Source organism: Variovorax sp. J2P1-31 (genome assembly GCF_030317215.1).
Lineage (GTDB): Bacteria > Pseudomonadota > Gammaproteobacteria > Burkholderiales > Burkholderiaceae_C > Variovorax.
Genome location: NZ_JASZYA010000002.1, coordinates 270,266 through 292,921, shown reverse-complemented (window position 1 = coordinate 292,921; position 22,656 = coordinate 270,266). Strand labels below are relative to the sequence as shown.

General features: G+C 68.5%; 18 protein-coding genes. 6 read left to right on the top strand and 12 right to left on the bottom strand.

Annotation, left to right across the window (positions count from 1 at the left end; genetic code table 11):
- The first annotated feature begins 2 nt into the window (after positions 1-2).
- The 5 genes from QTI20_RS12465 to QTI20_RS12445 all read left to right on the top strand — a co-directional run bounded on the left by QTI20_RS12465 (position 3) and on the right by QTI20_RS12445 (position 7,452).
- The gene (locus QTI20_RS12465; RefSeq protein WP_286551255.1) at positions 3-1,496 is read left to right on the top strand and encodes a sigma-54-dependent transcriptional regulator; all 1,494 of its coding nucleotides are present in this window, start codon (positions 3-5) and stop codon (positions 1,494-1,496) included.
- Positions 1,486-2,076, top strand: a complete 591-nt coding sequence (gene ampD / locus QTI20_RS12460) for a 1,6-anhydro-N-acetylmuramyl-L-alanine amidase AmpD (RefSeq protein ID WP_286551253.1) — start codon at positions 1,486-1,488, stop codon at positions 2,074-2,076. The genes QTI20_RS12465 and ampD overlap by 11 nt, the downstream gene beginning before the upstream one ends.
- A 371-nt stretch (positions 2,077-2,447) precedes the next feature.
- Positions 2,448-5,369, top strand: a complete 2,922-nt coding sequence (locus tag QTI20_RS12455) for a ribonucleoside-diphosphate reductase subunit alpha (protein WP_286551251.1) — start codon at positions 2,448-2,450, stop codon at positions 5,367-5,369.
- Positions 5,370-5,520: 151 nt separating this feature from the next.
- Positions 5,521-6,717, top strand: a complete 1,197-nt coding sequence (locus QTI20_RS12450; protein ID WP_286551250.1) for a ribonucleotide-diphosphate reductase subunit beta — start codon at positions 5,521-5,523, stop codon at positions 6,715-6,717.
- Positions 6,718-6,912: 195 nt separating this feature from the next.
- Positions 6,913-7,452 (top strand): histone H1-like DNA-binding protein, encoded by a 540-nt coding sequence (locus tag QTI20_RS12445; protein ID WP_183028271.1) that lies wholly within the window; start codon positions 6,913-6,915, stop codon positions 7,450-7,452.
- A gap of 76 nt (positions 7,453-7,528) precedes the next feature.
- On the opposite strand, the gene QTI20_RS12440 is transcribed toward QTI20_RS12445, so the two are convergent.
- The 7 genes from QTI20_RS12440 to QTI20_RS12410 all read right to left on the bottom strand — a co-directional run bounded on the left by QTI20_RS12440 (position 7,529) and on the right by QTI20_RS12410 (position 13,725).
- Positions 7,529-8,431: a carbohydrate kinase family protein gene (locus QTI20_RS12440; protein ID WP_286551247.1), complete on the bottom strand. Its 903-nt coding sequence runs from the start codon at positions 8,429-8,431 to the stop codon at positions 7,529-7,531.
- A 59-nt stretch (positions 8,432-8,490) separates the two neighbouring features.
- Positions 8,491-9,744 (bottom strand): DUF3426 domain-containing protein, encoded by a 1,254-nt coding sequence (locus tag QTI20_RS12435; protein ID WP_286551244.1) that lies wholly within the window; start codon positions 9,742-9,744, stop codon positions 8,491-8,493.
- 42 nt (positions 9,745-9,786) lie between these two features.
- Positions 9,787-10,671: a 50S ribosomal protein L11 methyltransferase gene (gene prmA, locus QTI20_RS12430; protein ID WP_286551243.1), complete on the bottom strand. Its 885-nt coding sequence runs from the start codon at positions 10,669-10,671 to the stop codon at positions 9,787-9,789.
- Positions 10,672-10,677: 6 nt separating this feature from the next.
- On the bottom strand, positions 10,678-12,027 hold the full coding sequence (accC, locus tag QTI20_RS12425; protein ID WP_183028255.1) for an acetyl-CoA carboxylase biotin carboxylase subunit: 1,350 nt from the start codon (positions 12,025-12,027) through the stop codon (positions 10,678-10,680).
- A gap of 2 nt (positions 12,028-12,029) precedes the next feature.
- Positions 12,030-12,485, bottom strand: coding sequence for an acetyl-CoA carboxylase biotin carboxyl carrier protein (gene accB, locus QTI20_RS12420; protein ID WP_286551241.1), 456 nt, complete (start codon positions 12,483-12,485; stop codon positions 12,030-12,032).
- 101 nt (positions 12,486-12,586) lie between these two features.
- Positions 12,587-13,135 carry a TlpA family protein disulfide reductase gene (locus QTI20_RS12415; protein ID WP_286551239.1) on the bottom strand — a complete coding sequence of 183 codons (549 nt, stop codon included), beginning with the start codon at positions 13,133-13,135 and terminating at the stop codon, positions 12,587-12,589.
- Positions 13,132-13,725, bottom strand: a complete 594-nt coding sequence (locus tag QTI20_RS12410; RefSeq protein ID WP_286551238.1) for a hypothetical protein — start codon at positions 13,723-13,725, stop codon at positions 13,132-13,134. Before QTI20_RS12410 ends, QTI20_RS12415 begins: the two co-directional genes overlap by 4 nt.
- A 66-nt stretch (positions 13,726-13,791) precedes the next feature.
- On the opposite strand from QTI20_RS12410, the gene mpl reads away from it, so the two are divergent.
- Complete coding sequence (gene mpl / locus QTI20_RS12405; protein ID WP_286551235.1) at positions 13,792-15,270, top strand: UDP-N-acetylmuramate:L-alanyl-gamma-D-glutamyl-meso-diaminopimelate ligase; 1,479 nt, start codon at positions 13,792-13,794, stop codon at positions 15,268-15,270.
- 21 nt (positions 15,271-15,291) lie between these two features.
- Here mpl and QTI20_RS12400 read toward each other — a convergent pair whose 3' ends face one another.
- The 5 genes from QTI20_RS12400 to gdhA all read right to left on the bottom strand — a co-directional run bounded on the left by QTI20_RS12400 (position 15,292) and on the right by gdhA (position 22,642).
- On the bottom strand, positions 15,292-16,410 hold the full coding sequence (locus QTI20_RS12400; RefSeq protein WP_286551233.1) for a 3-deoxy-7-phosphoheptulonate synthase: 1,119 nt from the start codon (positions 16,408-16,410) through the stop codon (positions 15,292-15,294).
- 213 nt (positions 16,411-16,623) lie between these two features.
- Positions 16,624-18,084, bottom strand: coding sequence for a metalloprotease TldD (gene tldD, locus QTI20_RS12395; protein ID WP_286551231.1), 1,461 nt, complete (start codon positions 18,082-18,084; stop codon positions 16,624-16,626).
- Positions 18,085-18,146: 62 nt separating this feature from the next.
- The gene (gene rodA, locus QTI20_RS12390) at positions 18,147-19,301 is read right to left on the bottom strand and encodes a rod shape-determining protein RodA (protein WP_286551229.1); all 1,155 of its coding nucleotides are present in this window, start codon (positions 19,299-19,301) and stop codon (positions 18,147-18,149) included.
- Between the two features lie 32 nt (positions 19,302-19,333).
- Positions 19,334-21,232: a sensor histidine kinase gene (locus tag QTI20_RS12385; RefSeq protein WP_286551228.1), complete on the bottom strand. Its 1,899-nt coding sequence runs from the start codon at positions 21,230-21,232 to the stop codon at positions 19,334-19,336.
- A 63-nt stretch (positions 21,233-21,295) separates the two neighbouring features.
- On the bottom strand, positions 21,296-22,642 hold the full coding sequence (gene gdhA, locus QTI20_RS12380; RefSeq protein ID WP_286551226.1) for an NADP-specific glutamate dehydrogenase: 1,347 nt from the start codon (positions 22,640-22,642) through the stop codon (positions 21,296-21,298).
- Between the last annotated feature and the right edge of the window lie 14 nt (positions 22,643-22,656).

Genomic DNA, 22,656 nt, shown 5'->3' with positions numbered 1-22,656 from the left:
CCGTGAGTTCCAACCATCCCCCCGCCGCGCGCACGGCGCAGATCCTGGTCGTCGACGATGAGCCCGACCTGCGCACGCTCTACGAGCTCACCTTGCTGCGCGAGGGCTACCGCGTCGAGGCCGCCGGCAGCGTGGCCGAGGCCTGGCAGCACCTGGAAGGCCAGCGCTTCGATGCGGTGATCACCGACATGCGGCTGCCCGACGGGCTGGGCATGGAGATCCTGCAACGCATCCAGCGCGAGCAGCGCGGCGAGCGCTGCGTGGTCATGACGGCCTACGGCTCGGCCGAGAACGCCGTCGAGGCGCTGAAGGCCGGGGCCTTCGACTACCTCACCAAACCGGTGGACCTCAAGCAGTTCCGCGCCGTGGTCGCTTCGGCGGTGCAGCCCCCAGCCGTGCCCGCGCGCGCGGTGCCCGCCGCGCCGTCGGGCCGCGCCGAGGCGGTCGGCGGCAGCGGCACGGCCGCGCTCGATCGCCTGGTCGGCGATTCGGAACCGATGCGCCTGGTCAAGTCGCGCATCGCCAAGGTCGCGCGCGGCATGGCGCCGGTGCTGGTGCGCGGCGAGTCGGGCACCGGCAAGGAGCTGGTCGCGCGCGCGGTGCATGCCTGCAGCCAGCGCAGCGAAGGCCCCTTCGTGGCCGTCAACTGCGGCGCGATTCCCGAGAACCTGCTCGAGGCCGAGTTCTTCGGCGCGCGCAAGGGCTCCTACACCGGCTCGTCGCAGGACCGCGACGGCTACTTCCAGGCGGCCCGCGGCGGCACGCTGTTCCTCGACGAGATCGGCGACCTGCCGCTGGCCATGCAGTCCAAGCTGCTGCGCGCGATCCAGGAACGCAGCGTGCGGCCGATCGGCTCGACGCAGGAGGACGCGGTCGACGTGCGCATCGTGAGCGCCACCCACAAGGACCTGCAGGCCGAGGTCCAGGGCGGCCGCTTCCGCCAGGACCTGTTCTACCGGCTCAACGTGATCGAGATCGCGGTGCCGGCCCTGCGCGACCGGCGCGAGGACCTGCCGCTGCTGTGCGCCGCGCTGCTGGCGCGCATCGCCCGCGACGCCGGCATGAGCGTGCCCGTGCTCTCGCCGGAAGTGGTCGACCGCCTGACGGCCCATCCGCTGCAGGGCAATGTGCGCGAGCTCGAGAACCTGCTGCACCGCGCGGTCGCGCTGAACGACGGCGACGAGCTGCACCTGGATTTCGAGGCCAGCGGCGCGGCGCCGCTCGAACGCCCGGCCGCCGCGGCGCTGCCAGCCGCCGCTCCGCCGCAGGCAGCGCCGGCGGCCGTGCCGCCCGCCGTGCCGCCGGACCTGCAGACCTACCTCGACCAGCAGGAGCGCGAGATCCTGGTGCGCGCGCTGCGCGAGAGCGGCTTCAACCGCACCGCGGCGGCGGCGCGCCTGGGCCTGAGCCTGCGCCAGATCCGCTACCGCATCGCGCGCCTGGGCATCAGCACACCGGGCGGCGAGGAAGCCGCGGGCGCCGGCGATGAAGGATGACACCGACGCGCTGTGGCAGGCGGGCTGGTACCGCTTCGCCAGGGCGCTGCCCTCGCCCAACTTCGGCGCCCGGCCGGAGGGCGCACAGGTCGACCTGATCGTGCTGCATTCCATCAGCCTGCCGCCCGGCCGCTACGGCGGCGACGAGGTGCAGCGGTTGTTCACCAACCAGCTCGACTGGGATGCGCACCCCTATTTCCAGCAGATCCGCGGCACCCAGGTGTCGGCGCACTTCTATGTGCGGCGCAACGGCGAGCTCTGGCAGTTCGTGAGCTGCGACGCGCGCGCCTGGCATGCCGGCCCCTCGGCCTGGCGCGGCCGGAGCAACTGCAACGACGACTCGATCGGCATCGAGCTCGAAGGCCTGGAGGGCGAACGCTTCGAGGACGCGCAATACGAGACGCTGGCCAGCCTCTGCCCGGCGATCGCGCAGCACTACGCGATCGCCTTCGTGGCCGGGCACGAGCACGTCGCGCCGGGCCGCAAGATCGATCCGGGCCCGGGCTTCACCTGGCCGCGGCTGCAGGCCGACACCGGCTGGCCGGCCGCGATGTTCCCCGCGGGCACGGTGGGGCGCTAAAGATTTTCAATCGCTCGGGCATCGGCGATGCCCTGCGGCTCGCGCCGGACCGCGCACACTTTGCAGGACGCGCGGCCCAGTAACCACGGGGCCTGCAAGCCCAAAAGCGCTGGAAAGCGGCGTGGTTGCTGGCTTCGTGCAAACTGATCCAGTAACCATGCCGCATGGCACGCGCCTCAGCCGCGAAGCACGCACTTCCACCTGCATTGAAGTCCGTGAAAAACACTACATCTAGTGATTGTGGGCACCCCACACACTAGATATAGTGTGCCTGCCCGCTCCGACGGCCACGAACGCAGCGTGGCCCCGACGGCCGAACGCCGAGCCGCCTCGCCGTTCCCCCAACAAGAAATCGCCAAACAGAGGACCGCATGCAAACAGCCCTGAACACACCGTCCGCCGCCCGCGCCAACGTGCCGCAGCAGAACGCCGGCGCCCGCGACACCGCAGGCACGCCCACCAACGAGGCGCTCACGCACTACCAGATCATCCGCCGCAACGGCGCGGTCGTGCCCTTCGAGCCCAACAAGATCGCCATCGCGCTGATGAAGGCCTTCCTGGCCGTGCACGGCACCCAGGGCGCGGCCTCGGCCAGCGTGCGCGAGACCGTCGACACGCTGACGCAGTCGGTGGTGCGCGCCATGGTGCGCTCGCGCCCGAGCGGCGGCACCTTCCACATCGAGGACGTGCAGGACGCGGTCGAGCTGGGCCTGATGCGCGGTGGCCACCATGAGATCGCACGCGCCTACGTGCTCTACCGCGAACGCCGGTCGCAGGAACGCACCAAGCAGGGCGAACAGGACGCGCCGGCCGCGCCCGCGCTGCACGTGCTCGAACGCGGCGAGCGCGTCGCGCTCGACCTGAACGAACTCAAGGGCCTGATCGAGTCCGCCTGCGAAGGCCTGGGCGACACCATCACCGCCGCGCCGATCCAGGCCGAGACGATGCGCAACCTGTACGACGGCGTGCCGCTCGACGAGGTCTACAAGGCCTCGATCCTGGCCGCCCGCACGCTGATCGAGAAGGACCCGGACTACACCTTCGCCACCGCGCGCCTGCTGCTGCACACGATCTTCAAGGAGATCATCGGCCGCGAAGTGATGCCGGCCGAACGCTCGCAGGCCTACGTCGACTACTTCCCGCAGTTCATCAAGAAGGGCGTCGACAACGAGCTGCTCGACGAGAAGCTGCTGCAGTTCGACCTGCCGCGCCTGGGCGCCGCCCTCAAGGCCGAACGCGACCTGCAGTTCGACTACCTCGGCCTGCAGACCCTGTACGACCGCTACTTCCTGCACGTGCGCAAGACCCGCATCGAGCTGCCGCAGGCCTTCTTCATGCGCGTGGCCATGGGCCTGTCGCTGGGCGAGATCGACCGCGAAGCGCGTGCCATCGAGTTCTACGAAGTGCTGTCGTCCTTCGACTTCATGTCGAGCACGCCCACGCTGTTCAACGCCGGCACGCTGCGCTCGCAGCTGTCGAGCTGCTACCTGACGACCGTGCCCGACGACCTGGACGGCATCTACGAGTCGATCAAGGAGAACGCGCTGCTGTCGAAGTTCGCCGGCGGCCTGGGCAACGACTGGACCCGCGTGCGCGCGCTGGGCAGCCACATCAAGGGCACCAACGGCGAATCGCAGGGCGTCGTGCCCTTCCTCAAGGTGGTCAACGACACGGCCGTGGCCGTGAACCAGGGCGGCAAGCGCAAGGGCGCGGTCTGCACGTACCTCGAAACCTGGCACCTCGACATCGAGGAGTTCCTGGAGCTGCGCAAGAACACCGGCGACGACCGCCGCCGCACGCACGACATGAACACCGCCAACTGGATCCCCGACCTGTTCATGCGCCGCGTGATGGAAAAGGGCACCTGGACGCTGTTCTCGCCCAACAACGTGCCCGACCTGCACGACCTGTTCGGCGCCGAGTTCGAGCGCGCCTACGTCGCCTACGAAGAGAAGGCGCAGCGCGGCGAGATCAAGCCCTCGCGCACCCTGCCCGCAGCCGACCTGTGGCGCAAGATGCTCACGATGCTGTTCGAGACCGGCCATCCCTGGATCACCTTCAAGGACGCCTGCAACGTGCGCTCGCCGCAGCAGCACGCCGGCGTCGTGCACTCGTCGAACCTCTGCACCGAGATCACGCTGAACACCAGCGACACCGAAACCGCGGTCTGCAACCTCGGCTCGGTCAACCTGCTGCAGCATCTGAAGGACGGCAAGGTCGACCAGGCCAAGCTCAAGAAGACGATCTCGACGGCGATGCGCATGCTCGACAACGTGATCGACATCAACTACTACGCGGTCAAGAAGGCGCGCGACTCGAACCTGCGCCACCGTCCGGTGGGCCTGGGCCTGATGGGCTTCCAGGACGCGCTGTATGAGCTGCGCATTCCCTACGCCTCGCAGGAAGCCGTGCAGTTCGCCGACGAGTCGATGGAAGCCATCTGCTACTACGCCTACTGGGCCTCGACCGACCTGGCCAAGGAACGCGGCAAGTACTCGAGCTACAAGGGCTCGCTGTGGGACAAGGGCATCCTGCCGATCGACACGCTCGACCTGCTCGAACAGGCCCGCGGCGGCTACGTCGAGGTCGACCGCTCGGCCACGCTCGACTGGGACGCGCTGCGCCAGAAGATCAAGGCCGACGGCATGCGCAACTCCAACTGCACGGCCATCGCCCCGACCGCGACCATCTCGAACATCATCGGCGTCGACGCCTCGATCGAACCCTGCTTCGGCAACCTGTCGGTCAAGTCGAACCTGTCGGGCGAGTTCACCGTCATCAACCACTACCTGGTGCGCGACCTGAAGCGCCTGGGCCTGTGGGACGACGTGATGGTCATGGACCTGAAGCACTTCGACGGCTCGCTGCGTCCGATCGACCGCGTGCCGCAGGACATCAAGGCGCTCTACGGCACGGCCTTCGAGGTCGAGACCAAGTGGCTGGTGGAAGCCGCGGCACGTCGCCAGAAGTGGATCGACCAGGCGCAGTCGCTGAACATCTACATGGCCGGCGCCTCGGGCAAGAAGCTCGACGACACCTACAAGCTCGCCTGGCTGCGCGGCCTGAAGACCACCTACTACCTGCGCACGCAGAGCGCGACGCACGCCGAGAAGTCGACCGTGCAATCGGGCCGCCTCAACGCAGTGTCTTCCGGCGGCGCCAACGAATCGTCGTCGGGCCTGAGCGCGATCGAGGCCGCCGCACTCGCGGCACAGGCGCAGCTCGCCGCGATGCCGGCCACCGACATCGCCTTCTGCGGCGTCGACGATCCGACCTGCGAAGCGTGCCAGTGACGTCAGCCTGATGCGAATGTGATTCGCGGCATCGCCCGACATGAAATGCGATGCATGCGAGCAACATAAGCACGACATAATCCGAGCACGATGTGAGAGGCACTTTGCAACTCACATCGTTGCTCACATAATTTGAGCATTGGATTTTTCTATGTTGACCTGGGACGAAGAAGTCAAACCCTCCTTGCCAAAGGACATGCAACAAGGCTTGCATCATTCATCGCAAAACGGCGCACCGATCGCGCGCTCGATGGAAGTCCCGACTTCGCAAACACCCACCGCACAGCGCACCGCAGCCGCTGGTGCACCACAGGCCGTGCCGGCCGTCGCCCGCCGCGTCAACGCCGCCGACAAGCGCATCATCAACGGCCAGACCGACGTCAACCAGCTGGTGCCCTTCAAGTACAAGTGGGCCTGGGAAAAATACCTCGCCACCTGCGCCAACCACTGGATGCCGCAGGAAGTGAACATGACGCGCGACATCGCGTTGTGGAAGGACCCGAACGGCCTAACCGAAGACGAGCGCCGCATCGTCAAGCGCAACCTCGGCTTCTTCGTGACCGCCGACTCGCTGGCCGCCAACAACATCGTGCTGGGCACCTACCGCCACATCACGGCGCCCGAATGCCGCCAGTTCCTGCTGCGCCAGGCTTTCGAGGAAGCGATCCACACGCACGCCTACCAGTACATCGTCGAATCGCTGGGTCTGGACGAGAGCGAGATCTTCAACGCCTACAACGAAGTGGCGTCGATCCGCGAGAAGGACCAGTTCCTGATCCCCTTCATCGAGGCCATCAGCGATCCGCACTTCCACACCGGCACGCACGAGAACGACCAGACCCTGCTCAAGTCGCTGATCGTGTTCGCCTGCCTGATGGAAGGCCTGTTCTTCTACGTCGGCTTCACGCAGATCCTGGCGCTGGGCCGCCAGAACAAGATGACCGGCGCCGCCGAGCAGTACCAGTACATCCTGCGCGACGAATCGATGCACTGCAATTTCGGCATCGACCTGATCAACCAGCTCAAGCTGGAGAACCCCAACCTCTGGACCGCGGAGTTCAAGGCCGAGATCAAGGCCCTGTTCCTCAAGGCGGTCGAGCTCGAGTACCAGTACGCCGAGGACACCATGCCGCGCGGCGTGCTCGGCATGAACGCCTCCATGTTCAAGGGCTACCTGCGCTACATCGCCAACCGGCGTGCGCAGCAGATCGGCCTCGAGACGCTGTTCCCGAACGAAGAAAATCCGTTCCCCTGGATGAGCGAAATGATCGACCTGAAGAAAGAGCGCAATTTCTTCGAAACCCGCGTGATCGAATACCAGTCGGGTGGTGCGCTCTCCTGGGACTGAACTTTTGAACGAAAAGAATCGATGAATTCAGGAATTGCCTTCGACACCCACTGCGTCACAGAACGCGGCGTGGCGAGGGCGCAGGTGTTCATGGTGCTGGGGCTTGATTCCCAACGCCATGGATCGCTTCACGTACACAAGCGTGCGTGGAGTGCTTCAAAAGGTTGATTTTTCAACTTGATCAAGGAGAAAGAAATGGCAACTGCAAAGAAAGCGCCGGCTAAGAAAGCCGCAGCAAAGAAGGCTCCGGCAAAGAAGGCCGTCGCCGCCAAGAAGGCCCCGGCCAAGAAGGTCGTAGCCAAGAAGGCGCCGGCGAAGAAGGCTCCTGCCAAGAAGGTCGCGGCGAAGAAGGCTCCGGCAAAGAAGGTCGCTGCCAAGAAGGCGCCGGCCAAGAAGGCCGCAGCCAAGAAGGTCGTAGCGAAGAAGGCTCCGGCAAAGAAGGCCGTCGCCGCCAAGAAGGCACCGGCCAAGAAGGCCGCTGCCAAGAAGGCGCCGGCGAAGAAGGCCCCCGCGAAGAAGGCAGCGGCCAAGAAGCCCGCCGCCAAGAAAGCCGCGAAGAAGCCCGCTGCCAAGCCTGCCGCCAAAGCCCCTGCCGCCAAGCCCGCTGCCAAGGCCCCTGTTGCCAAGAAGGCCGCCAAGGCGCCCGCGAAGGCTGCCGTAGCCCCTGCCCCTGCTGCGCAGACGACGCTGAACCCACAGGCCGCTTGGCCCTTCCCGACCGCCAGCAAGCCCTGAGATTTCTCGGGGCCCTGAAGGTCAAAAGCCCGGTACCGCAAGGTCCCGGGCTTTTTTATGGGCGCTCGCCGCGCGCTCAGAGGCCCAGCTGCTGCCGATCGACGGTGTAGTTCTGAGGACCGCGCTGCGCGATCTTCAGGGCGCCGATGCGGTTGCCCAGCAGTGCGCACTTCTCCAGCGGCCAGCCCTGCTCCAGCCCGAACAGCAGCGCGCCGCGCCAGGCGTCGCCACAGCCCGTGGGATCGACGATCGCCGTCGGCTTGACCGCGGGCACGTGGGTGCGCTCGCCCTGCACCCAGACGTCGCAGCCCTCCTCGCCCAGCGTGACCACCAGCCCGCGCACCCGGCGCGAGATCTCGGCGTTGTCCCAGCCGGTGCGCTCGCTCAGCATCTTGCCCTCGTAGTCGTTGACCGTGACCCAGTCGGACTGCTCGATGAAGCGCGCCAGCTCGTCGCCGTTGAACATCGGCAGGCCCTGGCCCGGATCGAAGACGAAGGGGATGCCCGCCTGCTTGAACTGCTCGGCGTGCTGCAGCATGGCGTCGCGCCCGTCGGGCGAGATGATGCCCAGGCGGATGTCGTCGCGCGCCGTGATGCGCGTGACGTGCGCCTGCTGCATCGCGCCCGGATGGAAGGCGGTGATCTGGTTGTTGGCCAGGTCGGTGGTGATGAAGCACTGCGCGGTGTAGGTGTCGGCCAGCTCGCGCACGAACTCGGTGCCGATGCCCAGGCCCTGGAGGTGCGCGACGTAGTCCGCGCCGTCGCTTCCCACGGTGGCCATCGGCAGCGCGCGGCCGCCCAGCGCGTTCAGCGCGTAGGCGATGTTGCCCGCGCAGCCGCCGAAGTCGCGGCGCAGCGCCGGCACCAGGAAGGACACGTTGAGGATGTGCAACTGATCAGGGAGGATCTGGTCGGCGAACCGGCCCTCGAAGGTCATGATCGTGTCGAACGCGAGAGAACCGCAAATCACTGCTGCCATGGTTGAGCCGCCGGTTAGAGGAATGAAAGGATGAGAGGAGCGCGCGACAAGGAGCGCGCTCAGGGATAGAAGGCATCGAGCCGGAAGCCGGCCACGCGCGAGGCGGAGGACGCGTCTTCGCCGACCAGCACGATCGGCAGCTGCGTCATGCGCTCCGCGTGCGCCGCCAGCACCGCTGGCGCGCCGTACTCGGCCGGGCGCAGCACGCGCCGCACCACGACGCGCTCCTCCAGGTCGAGCAATGACAGTTCGACCGCCGGCATGGCCAGCGGGATGGCGGCGCGGTTGCGCAGCGTGAAGCTGAACTGGTAGCCCTCGCCCTCCTTCTCGCGCAGGAAGGAGGCGCCGTCGATGGTGACGTCGGCGATGCGGCGCAAGGCCGACAGCTGGCAGCCCAGGCGTTCGCAGAGGCCCGCGAACCACGGTTGCAGCGCCGGCTGGCGCGCGACGATCGCGTCGCGCTGCTGGTAGAGCACCTGCGCAAGCAGCAGCAGCACCAGGGCCAGCAGCACGAAGCCACGCAGCAGGCGGGGCCACCACCGCGACGGTGGCCGCATCGGCTGGGCGCCGGGGTTGGCGCGGAAGCTGCGCGCGATGCCGAACACGGGCACGCCCGTCGCATCGCCCGCCAGGGGTTCGCTGGGCGTCAGGGCCAGCGTGATCGCCTCGTCGTCGATGGCGCGTGGGCGCTCGGCCTCAGCGGCACGACGGGCGCGCGCCGCCTGGAGCGCCGCGAGGCGCGACTGCCGCAGGGCGCTGGGCCCTGCGGGGCCGATGTCTTCGGCCTCGGCCTCGATCTCGTGGGCATCCGGCGGCGAGGCCGCGACAGCAGCCGCCATCGGCGCCGCATCCCACTGCAGCGAGGGCAGGCTCGCCCAGCCGCCGTCGGGTTGCACCGGCACCGCCAGGGCGGACGGCTGCGTCGCCTCTTCTTCGGGTTCGACGGCATCGTCGAGCACCGGGTCCTCGCGCACCGGAGACGCCGGCCAGGCGGGCGCCGGGATGTCCAGCGAAGGCCATGCCGATGGTTCGGCGGGCGCGCGCTGCGCCGGCGCCGGTCCGTCGGCCTGCAGCCGCGAGAGCGCGTCGCTGAAGAAATCGATGCCGGCGCTGGGCGCGGCGGGAGTCTCGGCTGCGGGCACGGCCGGCGCCGTCACCGGCAGCGGGTCCGACAGCGGATCGTGCAGTTCGGCCGCGCCGTCGAAGACATGGCTGCAGCGGCCGCAACGCACCCAGCCGTCCGAGATCCGGAGCTGGTCTCGCACCACCCGGAAGGTGGTGCCGCAGGCGGGGCAGCGGGTGGCGAGACTCATGAGGCGTGGATTGTAGGTGGGGGCCCCAGGGCCCGCAGCGACCTACAGGCGCGCGGTCATGAGGATCCAGCCGTCCTCGCTGTCGCTGACCTCGAGCGCGGCGTAGGGCGCGTAGGCCTGCTTGAGCTCGTCGGCCTGGCGCTCGAGGATGCCGGCCAGCACCAGCGAGCCGCCGGGCTGCACATGGGCGCACAGCAGCGGCGCCAGCACCTTGAGCGGCGTGGCCAGGATGTTGGCCAGCACCACCTCGTAGCGCCCGCTCGCCGCGTCCGGCAGACCGGACTGCAGCTGCACCGCGTTGGCCTCGGCGTTGAGCCGGGTGGCCTCGACGGCCGCCGGGTCGATGTCCACCGCATCGACCGACGCCGCGCCGAATTTCGCCGCGCCGATCGCCAGGATGCCGGAGCCGCAGCCGTAGTCGAGCACGCGGGCCGAGGCCGTGCGCTGCGCGGTCGCGATCCAGCGCAGGCACATGCGCGTGGTGGGATGGGTGCCGGTGCCGAAGGCCAGGCCCGGGTCGAGCCGGATCACCTGGCGCGCCTGCGCCGGCGGCTCGTGCCAGGTCGGCACGATCCAGAATTCGGGCGTGATCTCGACCGGCGCGAACTGCGACTGCGTCAGCCGCACCCAGTCCTGCTCCGGCACGTCGGCCACGCCGATGGTCTCGCAGCCCTCGAAGAAGTCCTGCGCCGCCAGCACCGCGGCCGCGCCGCGGGCCAGCGCCTCGTCGGCGAACAGCGCGATCACGCGCGAGCGCTGCCAGCCGTCCTTGGGCGGCGGCATGCCGGGCTCGCCGAACAGCGCCTGCTCGGCATCGGTCTGGGCGTCGGCGTCTTCCACCGACACGCTCAGCGCGTCGAGCGCGTCGAGCGCATCGCTCAGGGTCTCGATGCGGTCTTCGGGGGCGAGGAGGCGGAGTTCAAACACGTCGGATCACCGGGCTCGCGCCGCAAGCCACTCTTCGAGGTAGTGGATGTTGGTGCCACCGGCCATGAACTTGGCGTCGACCATCAGCTCGCGGTGCAGCGGGATGTTGGTCTGGATGCCTTCGACCACGGTCTCGCTCAGCGCGGTGCGCATGCGCGCCAGCGCCTGTTCGCGCGTGTCGCCGTGCACGATGATCTTGCCGATCATCGAGTCGTAGTTCGGCGGCACGAAGTAGTTGGTGTAGACATGCGAGTCGACGCGCACACCCGGTCCGCCCGGCGCGTGCCACATCGTGATGCGGCCCGGCGAAGGCGTGAACTTGTAGGCGTCCTCGGCGTTGATCCGGCATTCGATCGAATGGCCGCGCATCTCGATCTGGCGCTGCGTGAACGGCAGCTTCTCGCCCGCCGCGACCATGATCTGCGTCTTCACGATGTCGATGCCGGTGGTGAACTCGGTCACCGGATGCTCGACCTGCACGCGCGTGTTCATCTCGATGAAGTAGAACTCGCCGTTCTCGTAGAGGAACTCGAAGGTGCCGGCGCCGCGGTAGCCGATCTTCTTGCAGGCCGCCGCGCAGCGCTCGCCGATCTTCTCGATCAGCTTGCGCGGGATGCCCGGCGCCGGCGATTCCTCGATCACCTTCTGGTGGCGGCGCTGCATCGAGCAGTCGCGCTCGCCCAGGTAGACCGCGTTCTTGTGCTTGTCGGCGAGGATCTGGATCTCGATGTGGCGCGGGTTCTGGAGGAACTTCTCCATGTACACGGCCGGATTGTTGAAGGCCGCGCCGGCCTCCGCCTTGGTCATCTGGATCGCGTTGATCAGCGCCGCTTCGGTGTGGACCACGCGCATGCCGCGGCCACCGCCGCCGCCCGCGGCCTTGATGATCACCGGGTAGCCGATGGCGCGCGCGATGCGCTTGTTGGTGGCGGCATCGTCCGACAGCTCGCCTTCGGAGCCGGGCACGCAAGGCACGCCGGCCTTGATCATCGCCTGCTTGGCCGAGACCTTGTCGCCCATCGTGCGGATGTTGTCCGGCGTCGGTCCGATGAACTGGAAGCCGCTCTGCTCCACGCGTTCGGCGAAGTTGGCGTTCTCGCTCAGGAAACCGTAGCCGGGGTGGATGGCCTCGGCATCGGTCACTTCGGCGGCCGAGATGATCGCCGGCATGTTGAGATAGCTCTGCCCCGACGGCGCCGGGCCGATGCACACGGCCTCCTGCGCCAGCTTGACGTACTTGGCGTCGCGGTCGGCTTCGGAATAGACCATCACGGCCTTGATGCCCATCTCGCTGCAGGCCCGCTGGATCCGCAGGGCAATCTCGCCGCGGTTGGCGACCAGGATCTTCTTGAACATGGTCACTCGATGATGAACAGCGGCTGGCCGTATTCGACCGCTTGGCCGTTCTCGCCGAGGATCTGCGTGATGGTGCCGGACTTGTCGGCTTCGATCTCGTTGAGGATCTTCATCGCTTCGATGATGCAGACCGTGTCGCCTTCCTTGACCTGGCTGCCGACTTCGACGAAGGCGGCCGCGCCCGGGCTGGACGAGCGGTAGAAGGTGCCGACCATCGGCGACTTCACGGTGTGGCCGGCCGCGGGGGCCGCCACGGCGGGCGCTGCCGGGGCTGCGGCGGGGACGCCCACGGGCGCCGCGGCTGCCGCGGGGGCGGCCACGCTCTGAACGTATTGCACCGGCGCGGCTTCGCCGGCCTTGACGATGCGGACCTTGCCTTCGGCCTCGGTGATTTCCAGTTCGGAAATATTCGATTCAGACACCAAATCGATCAGTGTCTTGAGTTTGCGCAGATCCATGGGACTCCATTGCCAGCTTTGCCGGTCATTCGGATTGAACTTACCTGAAAACCGGCTTATTTCGGCGTTCGTACGCCAACTACCGGTTGTGCGGCGGGATTCTAACTGTGAACTTCCGCACGTTGCCAAGCCTCGAGGTCGGCTGGCGACAACTGGCCCATTTTACGTGCCGCAACAATCCCGTCGGCCCCCACGACCAAGGTAAAGGGCAATCCGCCCGCGGTATTGCCCAGGTTCCGGACCAGGTCCGTGCCCTGCAGGCCGGCGATCCCGATGGGGAAGGAGACCGGCGTACGGACCAGGAACTTGCGCACGGCCTCGGGCTTGTCGATCGCCAAACCGACGACTTGCCAGCCGTTGGCGCCATGATCGCGATAGAAGCGATCGACCATGGGCAATTCCTCGACGCAAGGCGGGCACCAGGTGGCCCAGAAGTTCAGCAGCAGGGGCTTGCCCTTGAAGTCGGCGAAGTCGAGTTCGCCGCCTTCGGGGCGTTCGTAGCGCGCGCTCCAGAACTCGGGCTGCAGGCGCTCCCCGCCCGCGCCCGAAGCCGATTCGTGGCGCCACCAGGCCGCGCCGATGCCGGCGGCGGCCGCGGCGCCGGCCACACCACTGACCAGCCATCGGCGCCGGGTCGAGGTGGAGTTCATATCGTGTCCTTTTCGATCAGTCGCCGCAGCGCGGCGATGTCTCCGCGAGGCGTGCGCCCCTGGCCGTCGGGCTTGAGCGCACCGCGCAGGTCGTCGAGGTCGTACACCAGCAGGTGCACCCCGATTTCCTCGCCCAGCCGCTGGCTCCTGGCATGCACGCTGAGGGCCTCGACCTGCTCGCCATGGAAGCCCGCGACCATGCGGGGTTCGTAGTCGACATGGTGGTCGATCAGGGCGATCTCGGCCGACTTGCAGTCGTCGCAGAAGAGTTGAATGTAGATGTCCGACAGCCGCGTCGCGGTGCCGTGCCAGACCGCGCCGCCCAGGTAGGGACGGAACGCCGCCATGCGCTCCATCCATTCCAGCGCCAGCAGGCGCAGCGCCTGGAGCTCCTGCGGCTGGGTGTCGGCGCAGAAGAGCGCGATGTACTCGCGCACCTCGGCTTCGACATCGTCGTTGTGCGGCAAGGCCGTGCGCGCGGGCAAGCCCAGCTCGCGCAGGGCGCGCCGCTTGGCCGGGCCGTACTCCATCCCCTCCTCGACGACGAGGCGGGCGGCGGTGGCGGCAATTTCGCGCTTGGGCGTGTCCATGGCGGCATTCTGCCCGCACTGCAGCAGCCGAAGAAGAAGACCGGACAGCATCCCTAGAATCGACCGATGCATATTCATATCCTCGGCATCTGCGGCACCTTCATGGGCGGCGTGGCCGCATTGGCGCGCGAAGCCGGCCACCGCGTGACGGGCTGCGACGCAGGCGTCTATCCCCCGATGAGCGACCAGCTGCGCGCACTCGGCATCGAATTGATCGAAGGCTTCGGTGCCGACCAGATGGCGCTCGCGCCCGACGTGTTCGTGGTCGGCAACGTGGTGTCGCGCGCCCGGCTGGCGGACGGCACGCCCAAGTTTCCGTTGATGGAGGCCATCCTCGATGCCGGCGCGGCCTACACCAGCGGCCCGCAATGGCTGGCCGAGCACGTGCTGCAGGGCCGCCACGTGCTGGCCGTGGCCGGCACGCACGGCAAGACCACCACCACCTCGATGCTGGCCTGGGTGCTGGAACGCACGGGCCATGCGCCCGGCTTTCTGGTGGGCGGCGTGCCGCTGGACTTCGGCGTTTCCGCAAGACTGGGAGCCGGCCCGAGCGCAGCGCCGGGCCGCCCCCAGCCAGCGAGCGCCCCCTCGGGGGGCAGCGAGGACACGCCAGTGCCGAGCGTAGGGGCGCCTTTCGTGATCGAAGCCGACGAATACGACACCGCCTTCTTCGACAAGCGCAGCAAGTTCGTCCACTACCGGCCGCGCACCGCGATCCTCAACAACCTCGAGTTCGACCACGCCGACATCTTCGACGACCTGGCGGCCATCGAGCGGCAGTTCCATCACCTGGTGCGCACCGTGCCGGCCAGCGGCCGGGTGGTGGTCAACGCCACCGAAGAAAGCCTGCGGCGCGTGCTGGCCCAGGGCTGCTGGAGCGCGGTGGCGGGCTTCGGCGAAGGCGCCGAATGGCAGGCCGACGGCGCCCACGACGCCTTCGACGTGCTGCGCTCGGGCCGGAAGGTCGGCCATGTGGCCTGGACGCTGTCGGGCCGGCACAACCAGATGAATGCGCTCGCGGCCATCGCCGCGGCCGAACACCTGGGCGTGGCGCCGGCCGAGGCCGCCGCGGCGCTGGGCAGCTTCCACAACGTGCGCCGGCGCATGGAACTGCGCGGCGCGGTGGAGCGCACGGGCGGCGCGATCACGGTCTACGACGACTTCGCCCACCACCCGACCGCGATCCGCACCACGCTCGACGGCCTGCGCCGCCAGCTCGACGGCCAGGGCCGGCAGCGCGAGCGCATCCTGGCGGTGTTCGAGCCGCGCAGCAACACCATGAAGCTCGGGACCATGGCGGCGCAGCTGCCGTGGAGCCTGGAGGCGGCCGACCTGTCCTTCTGCCACAGCGGCGGACTGGGCTGGGACGCGGCCGCCGCGCTGGCGCCGATGGGCGAGCGCGCCCGCGTGGTCGATGCGATCGAGCCGCTGGTCACGCAGGTCGCTTCAGCGGCCCAGCCGGGCGATCACATCGTCTGCATGAGCAACGGCGGCTTCGGCGGCGTGCACGACAAGCTGCTGGCCGCCCTGCGCGCCGGGCGCTGAGCGGCCTCTTTCTCTTTCCGCTCAGCCGCGGCGGCGCTTGACCGCCTGCGACAGCGTGTCGAGCACGGCGGTCGAATCGTCCCAGCCGATGCAGGCGTCGGTGATGCTCTGGCCGTAGCTCAGGTCGGAGATCCGGTCCTTGCCGGGCGTGAACTTCTGCGCGCCGGGCTGCAGGTGGCTCTCGACCATCACGCCGAACACGCTGCGGCTGCCGCCCGCGATCTGGGCGGCGATGTCGCCCGCCACGTCGATCTGCTTCTGGTGCTGCTTGGAGCTGTTGGCGTGGCTGCAGTCGACCATCAGCGTGGGCGGCAGCTTGGCGGCTTCCAGGTCCTTGCAGGCCGCGGCGACGCTCGCGGCGTCGTAGTTCGGCGCCTTGCCGCCGCGCAGGATCACGTGGCAGTCCTTGTTGCCGTTGGTCTGCACGATCGCCACCTGGCCGTTCTTGTGCACCGACAGGAAGTGGTGGCCGCGGGCGGCCGCCTGGATGGCGTCGGTGGCGATGCGGATGTTGCCGTCGGTGCCGTTCTTGAAGCCGATCGGCGCCGACAGGCCCGAGGCCAGCTCGCGGTGCACCTGGCTCTCGGTGGTGCGCGCGCCGATCGCGCCCCAGGCGATCAGGTCGCCGATGTACTGCGGCGAGATCACGTCGAGGAACTCGCTGCCCGCCGGCAGGCCGATGCGGTTGATGTCGATCAGCAGCTGGCGAGCGATGCGCAGGCCCTCGTCGATGCGGTAGCTCTCGTCGAGGTACGGGTCGTTGATCAGGCCCTTCCAGCCCACGGTCGTGCGCGGCTTCTCGAAGTACACCCGCATCACGATCTCCAGCGAATCGGCGTACTTGTCGCGCTGCACCTTGAGGCGGCGCGCGTACTCGAGCGCGGCGGCCGGGTCGTGGATCGAGCACGGGCCCATCACCACCAGCAGCCGGTCGTCGCTGCCGGCCATGATGTCGTGGATGTTGCGGCGGGTGTCGGAGATCAGCGTTTCCACCGCGGTGCCGCGGATCGGGAAGAAGCGGATCAGATGTTCTGGAGGCGGGAGCACGTTGATGTCCTTGATGCGTTCGTCGTCGGTTCGGCTGGTTTTCTCGACGCTCGCATACCAGCTGTCGCTGGCTTGGGCCGTGGGCTGACTCATCGTGTGCTCCTGATCAAAAAACAAAAGGGCATAAAAAAACCGCCGGGGCGTGAGCGCCGGCGGTCTTTGGAGGGGGTGTACGTTTGCTTTACGCGCTCGCCTCTAGGCCGCCGGAGATCCGGAACCAAAAGTACGAAAAATAAAAAGCAGCGCGCAGAGACATGGGGGAGGACTCTAGCACAGGCTTTGGAAGATCGCTGTTGCGCCGCCGCGTCAGGCGGTGCCGCCGACCGTCAGGCCGTCGATGCGCAAGGTCGGCTGGCCCACGCCCACCGGCACGCTCTGGCCTTCCTTGCCGCAGGTGCCGACGCCGGAGTCGAGCGCCATGTCGTTGCCGATCATCTTCACGCGCGTGAGCGCGTCGGGGCCGTTGCCCACGATGGTCGCGCCCTTGACCGGGTAGAGGATCTTGCCGTTCTCGACCCAGTAGGCCTCGCTCGCGGAGAACACGAACTTGCCGCTGGTGATGTCGACCTGGCCGCCGCCGAAGTTGGTGGCGTACAGGCCCTTCTTGATGCTCGCGACGATCTCCTGCGGGTCCTTGTCGCCGCCCAGCATGTAGGTGTTGGTCATGCGCGGCATCGGCACGTGGGCGTAGCTCTCGCGCCGGCCGTTGCCGGTGGGCTTGACGCCCATCAGGCGCGCGTTCATCGAATCCTGGATGTAGCCCTTGAGGATGCCGTCCTCGATCAGCACGTTGCGCTGGCTGGCGTTGCCCTCGTCGTCGACGTTGAGCGAGCCGCGGCGGTCGGCGATGGTGCCGTCGTCGAGCACGGTCACGCCCTTGGCGGCCACGCGCTGGCCGATGCGGCCCGAGAAGGCGCTCGAGCCCTTGCGGTTGAAGTCGCCTTCCAGGCCGTGGCCGATGGCTTCGTGCAGCAGGATGCCGGGCCAGCCCGGGCCGAGCACCACGGTCATCTCGCCGGCAGGAGCGGGACGCGCCTCGAGGTTGGTCAGCGCGGCCTTGACGGCCTGGTCGACGTACTCGGCGATGTGTTCGTCGTCGAAATAGGCCAGGCCGAAGCGGCCACCGCCGCCGCCCGAACCGATCTCGCGCCGGCCGTTCTGCTCGGCGATCACGGTCACCGAGAGCCGCACCAGCGGCCGCACGTCGGCCGCCAGCGTGCCGTCGGCGCGCGCCACCAGCACCACGTCGTACTCGCTGGCCAGGCCGGCCATGACCTGCGCCACGCGCGGATCGCGGCTGCGCGCGAGCTGCTCGACCTTCTCCAGCAGCTTGACCTTGGCGGTGCTGTCGAGCGTGGAGATCGGGTCGACGCCGTCGTAGAGCGAGCGGCTCGACGCGATCTTGCGCGCCGGCACCCGGGCGCGCCCGCTGCGCGCGGCCGAGGAGATCGAGCGCACGGTGCGCGCCGCGTCCATCAGCGAGGCTTCGGAGATGTCGTCGGAATAGGCGAAGGCCGTCTTCTCGCCGCTCACGGCACGCACGCCCACGCCCTGGTCGATGCTGAAGCTGCCGGTCTTCACGATGCCCTCTTCCAGGCTCCAGCCTTCGCTGCGCGTGTACTGGAAGTAGAGATCCGCCTCGTCGACCTGGTGCGCCTTGATTTCGGCCAGCGCCTTGCCGAGGTGCGACTCGTCGAGACCGAAGGGCGTGAGCAGGAGGCGCTGCGCCGTGGCGAGGCGCTCGATGGTGGGTTCGCGGGAGATCATGGGGGATTATTGCTCGCCCCGAACACCATTGCGCGGCGCCCAGGCTTCGGCACCGCCCCGGGTCAGGACAGCATCAGCCGCCTGGCGCGCGAAATCGACATCAGGATGCCCAGCGCCAGGCCCAGCGTGACCATCGCGGTGCCGCCGTAGCTGATGAAGGGCAGCGGCACGCCCACCACCGGCAGGATGCCGCTGACCATGCCCATGTTCACGAAGGCGTAGGTGAAGAAGATCATGGTCACGGCGCCCGCCAGCAGCCGCGAGAACAGCGTGGGCGCGTCGAGCGCGATCGCCAGGCCGCGGAAGATCAGGAAGATGAAGGCGCCGATCAGCGCCAGGTTGCCGGCCAGGCCGAACTCTTCGGAGTAAGCCGCGAAGATGAAGTCGGTGGTGCGCTCGGGGATGAATTCGAGGTGCGTCTGGGTGCCCTGCATGAAGCCCTTGCCGCCGATGCCGCCCGAGCCGATGGCGATCATCCCCTGGATGATGTGGAAGCCCTTGCCCAGCGGATCCTTGGTCGGGTCGAGCAGCGTGCACACGCGCTGCTTCTGGTAGTCGTGCAGCACGCGCCAGTCGACGCCGTCGGCGCACAGCTGCGACTCGAAGCCCACGATCAGCGTGATCGCGACCGCGGCGATCAGCACCGGCGGCACGATCAGCTTCCAGCTCAGGCCGGCGAAGAAGATCACCGACAGGCCGGCCGCCAGCACCAGCAGCGAGGTGCCGAGGTCGGGCTGCTTCATGACCAGCCCGACCGGCACCGCGAGCAGCACGGTGGCGACCGCGAAATCGAGCGGCCGCAACTGCCCCTCGCGCCGCTGGAACCACCAGGCCAGCATCAGCGGCGTGGCGATCTTGAGGATCTCGCTGGGCTGGATCACCATGCCCACGTTGATCCAGCGCTTGGCGCCCTTCTTGGTGATGCCGAAGATGGCCACCGCGATCAGCAGCGCCACGCCCGCCACGTAGAGCGGCACGGCGAAGCTCATCAGCCGCTGCGGCGGCACCTGCGCCACCACGAACATGATGAAGCCCGCCAGCAGCATGTTGCGGCCGTGGTCCATGAAGCGCGTGCCGTGGTCGTAGCCCGACGAATACATGGTGAGCAGGCCGGCGCAGGCCAGCAGGAACACCGCGAATGCGAGAAAGCCGTCGAAGCCCTGGAAGATGGGGGCGATGCGCCGCAGGAGCGAGGGTTGCTGGAAGACGGCCGACATGGGCCGCGATTATCGGCGCGCCGGCGCCCCCCTCACACGAAATCGATCCGGACGACCGTGCGCCCAGGTCGGCTTTCGATGCGCAAGGGCACGCCCAGGGCCTGCGCCCGGGCCTGCAGCGCGCGCGGCGGCCGCGCGGCATCGAAGCCGACGCCGTTGTCGATCACCCGGATGCACACCGCGGCGCCCTGCATCGCCGCCTCGATCCGCAGCACGCTGGCCTGCGCGTGCTGCAGCACGTTCGAGATCGCCTCGAACAGCAGGAACTGCAGTTGCCGCATGGCCGGCGCATCCAGCCGCGGCACCGGATCGAGTTCGTCCACCGCCCATTCCAGCGCGATGCCCGAACTGGCGAAGCGCGGCGTCATCCGGTAGCGCAGGCCGGCCAGCAGCGCGGTGGCGTCGCCGTGCGGCAGCTGGATCGAGTCGATGGACAGCTTGAGCTGGTCGAGCGAATCGCGCAGCGTGCGCAGCAGCTCGGCCTGCGTCGCCTGGCCCGATTGCAGCTGCCGGATCGCGGTGCTGATGTGCGAGCCCACGCCGTCGTGCATGTCGCGCAGGATGCGCTCGCGTTCCTGCGTGCGCTCCTGCTCGCGCGCGCCGCGCTCGAGCATGGCGTAGGCCGAGGCCAGTTCGCGCTCGCGGTCGGCCACGCGCGCCGCCAGCGTGTGCAGCAGCTCGCGCGCCTGCACGCTGGCCTGGCGGAAGCGCCCGACCACGATGCCCAGCAGCGCCAGGCCGAACAAGGTCGAGGTGTAGCGCACCCAGGTGGTCTCGCCGTAGGCGTCGCTCATGCGGATCACCAGCCAGTCGCGCGCCGCCACCGCGATCGTGAGCGCCGCCACCGAGGCCACCAGCACCCGCGCCAGGTTGGGCCGGCGCAGCGTCGCGCCGATGAAGAACAGCACATAGGCCGTGACCGCGACGAGCTCCAGCGCCAGCCAGCCGGTGAGCCAGCGCGGCTCGGCGCGGGTCAGCGCGACGTAGCAGGCGATCACCGGCATGGTGAACACCACCACCACGGCGCGCCGCAGCCACTGCATGCCCGGCCGGTCCTGCCAGCCGGCCAGCTGCTGGCAGAACATCACGACCGACGCGGCCCAGCCCGAGTAGCAGGCCGTCATGAGCACGCCCCAGGCGACCCAGGGCAGCGGCGGGTGGCGGACGGCGCCGTCGGCCACCCGCAGCGCCCAGCAGAACTCGGCCAGCGCCGCCCACAGGTAGAGGCGCTCGCGGCGCCGGCTGCCGTCGGCGCCGATGTCGGCCTGCGTGAGCCAGAGGGCCAGCGCGACCGCCCCCACCACGATGCTGAAGGCCGTCAGCAGCACCGTGCCGGTGAAACGCCAGGCGTAGGCCGGCGAGAACAGGGCGTTGCGCACCTGCACCGCCGGCCCCAGCGTGATGGCCGACAGGCCCGCGCGCCGGCCGGAGTCGGCGCGGATGCGCACCTGCAGCCGGTTCTCGCCCGCGCGCAGCATGTGCGGGGGCACCGGCACGTAGACCGGCGTCTTGGCGTAGTCGGCGCCGCCGCCCTCGACCAGGTCGCCGAAGGTCTGGAGCAGATGGCCGTTGAGGCCGACCTCGAAGGCGCTGCCCGCGCGCGGGATGTACAGGCCCCAGGGTTCGGTGGGCACCTGCGCCATCGTGAAGGGCAGGTCGAAGACGGCGCTGCCGGGCCGCCCGCCGTGCCGGCGGTCCCAGTGGTAGGGCAGTGTGATGGCCTCGGTGGCGGTCAGGCCGTCGACGGTGCTGACGACGCTGCCGGCCCGCAGTTCGATCCACGGCGCCGGGTCGGCCTGGTCCGCGGCATGCGCCGCGCCGCACAGCAGCAGCGCCAAGGCCAGCAGGCCGAGGCGCAGCCGCTGCAGCAGGGGCGCCGGGTCAGGTCCGGGCCGTCGCAGCGGATCGGGAAGCGCGGCAAGGTCTTTCATCGCTTCTCAAGGGATTGAGAAAAAGAAAGGATCTTGCCGCCTTTGAAGCGGAACCGGGTCGCGTCAGACCACGCCCTGCGCCAGCATGGCGTCGGCCACCTTGACGAAGCCCGCGACGTTGGCGCCGTCGACGTAGCTGATGCGCCCGCCCTCGCCTTCGCCGTAGTGCAGGCAGGCCTCGTGGATGCTCTGCATGATCTGCAGCAGCCGCGCATCGACCTCCTCGCGCGGCCACGACAGGCGCGAGGCGTTCTGACTCATCTCCAGGCCCGAGGTCGCGACGCCGCCGGCGTTGCTGGCCTTGCCCGGCGCGAACAGCACGCCGTTGGACTCGAACACATGCACCGCCTCGATGGTCGAAGGCATGTTGGCGCCTTCGGCCACGCAGACCACGCCGTTCCTGACCAGCGTCTTGGCGTCTTCCTCGCCGAGTTCGTTCTGGGTCGCGCTGGGCAACGCCACGTCGACCGGCACGTGCCAGGGCGTGGCGCCGGCCTCGAAGCGGGTGCCGGCCACGCGCTCGGCGTAGTCGCTCACGCGGCCGTAGAGGTGGTTCTTCACCTCCATGAGTTCGGCCAGCTTCTCGGTCGTGAAACCTTCCTCGTCGATCACCGTGCCGCTGGAGTCGGACACCGTCACCACCTTGGCGCCCAGCGCCATGGCTTTCTCGATGGTGTACTGCGCCACGTTGCCCGCGCCCGAGACGCTCACGCGCAGGCCGTCGAAGCTGCGGCCCTGGCGCTTGAGCATCTCCTGCGCGAAGTAGACGTTGCCGTAGCCGGTGGCCTCGGGCCGGATCAGCGAGCCGCCGAAGGACAGGCCCTTGCCGGTGAACACGCAGTCGGCGCGGTTGGTGAGCTTCTTGACCATGCCGGTCAGGTAGCCCACCTCACGCCCGCCCACGCCGATGTCGCCGGCCGGCACGTCGGTGTAGGCACCCACGTGGCGGAACAGCTCGCTGGCGAAGGCCTGGCAGAAGCGCATCACCTCGCCGTTGCTCTTGCCCTTGGGGTCGAAGTCGGAGCCGCCCTTGCCGCCGCCCATGGGCAGCGTGGTCAGCGCGTTCTTGAGCGTCTGCTCGAAGGCCAGGAACTTGAGGATCGACAGGTTGACCGAGGGATGGAAGCGCAGGCCGCCCTTGTAGGGGCCGATGGCCAGGCTGTGCTGGATGCGGTAGCCGCGGTTGACCTGCACCTCGCCGTGGTCGTCGGTCCAGGACACGCGGAACATCACGATGCGCTCGGGCTCGACCAGGCGTTCCAGCAGGCTGTGCGTCAGGTACTTGGGATGGCGTGCGATGAAGGGCCAGAGGCTCTGCATCACCTCGGTCACGGCCTGGATGTATTCCGGCTGGCCGGGGTTGCGTTGCGCCACATGGGCCATGAACTGTTCGACGGTCGCGTGCTTCATCTCGCTCCTCAAAG

Bases quoted from the DNA above. Each gene is read 5' to 3' on its own strand.
- QTI20_RS12410 (WP_286551238.1), bottom strand. From the start codon at position 13,725: ATGGACACGCCCAAGCGCGAAATTGCCGCCACCGCCGCCCGCCTCGTC.
- accC (WP_183028255.1), bottom strand. From the start codon at position 12,027: ATGTTCAAGAAGATCCTGGTCGCCAACCGCGGCGAGATTGCCCTGCGG.
- rodA (WP_286551229.1), bottom strand. From the start codon at position 19,301: ATGTCGGCCGTCTTCCAGCAACCCTCGCTCCTGCGGCGCATCGCCCCC.
- QTI20_RS12450 (WP_286551250.1), top strand. From the start codon at position 5,521: ATGTTGACCTGGGACGAAGAAGTCAAACCCTCCTTGCCAAAGGACATG.
- gdhA (WP_286551226.1), bottom strand. From the start codon at position 22,642: ATGAAGCACGCGACCGTCGAACAGTTCATGGCCCATGTGGCGCAACGC.
- accB (WP_286551241.1), bottom strand. From the start codon at position 12,485: ATGGATCTGCGCAAACTCAAGACACTGATCGATTTGGTGTCTGAATCG.
- tldD (WP_286551231.1), bottom strand. From the start codon at position 18,084: ATGATCTCCCGCGAACCCACCATCGAGCGCCTCGCCACGGCGCAGCGC.
- mpl (WP_286551235.1), top strand. From the start codon at position 13,792: ATGCATATTCATATCCTCGGCATCTGCGGCACCTTCATGGGCGGCGTG.
- ampD (WP_286551253.1), top strand. From the start codon at position 1,486: ATGAAGGATGACACCGACGCGCTGTGGCAGGCGGGCTGGTACCGCTTC.
- QTI20_RS12445 (WP_183028271.1), top strand. From the start codon at position 6,913: ATGGCAACTGCAAAGAAAGCGCCGGCTAAGAAAGCCGCAGCAAAGAAG.
- QTI20_RS12440 (WP_286551247.1), bottom strand. From the start codon at position 8,431: ATGGCAGCAGTGATTTGCGGTTCTCTCGCGTTCGACACGATCATGACC.
- QTI20_RS12415 (WP_286551239.1), bottom strand. From the start codon at position 13,135: ATGAACTCCACCTCGACCCGGCGCCGATGGCTGGTCAGTGGTGTGGCC.
- QTI20_RS12385 (WP_286551228.1), bottom strand. From the start codon at position 21,232: ATGAAAGACCTTGCCGCGCTTCCCGATCCGCTGCGACGGCCCGGACCT.
- QTI20_RS12455 (WP_286551251.1), top strand. From the start codon at position 2,448: ATGCAAACAGCCCTGAACACACCGTCCGCCGCCCGCGCCAACGTGCCG.
- QTI20_RS12435 (WP_286551244.1), bottom strand. From the start codon at position 9,744: ATGAGTCTCGCCACCCGCTGCCCCGCCTGCGGCACCACCTTCCGGGTG.
- QTI20_RS12400 (WP_286551233.1), bottom strand. From the start codon at position 16,410: ATGAGTCAGCCCACGGCCCAAGCCAGCGACAGCTGGTATGCGAGCGTC.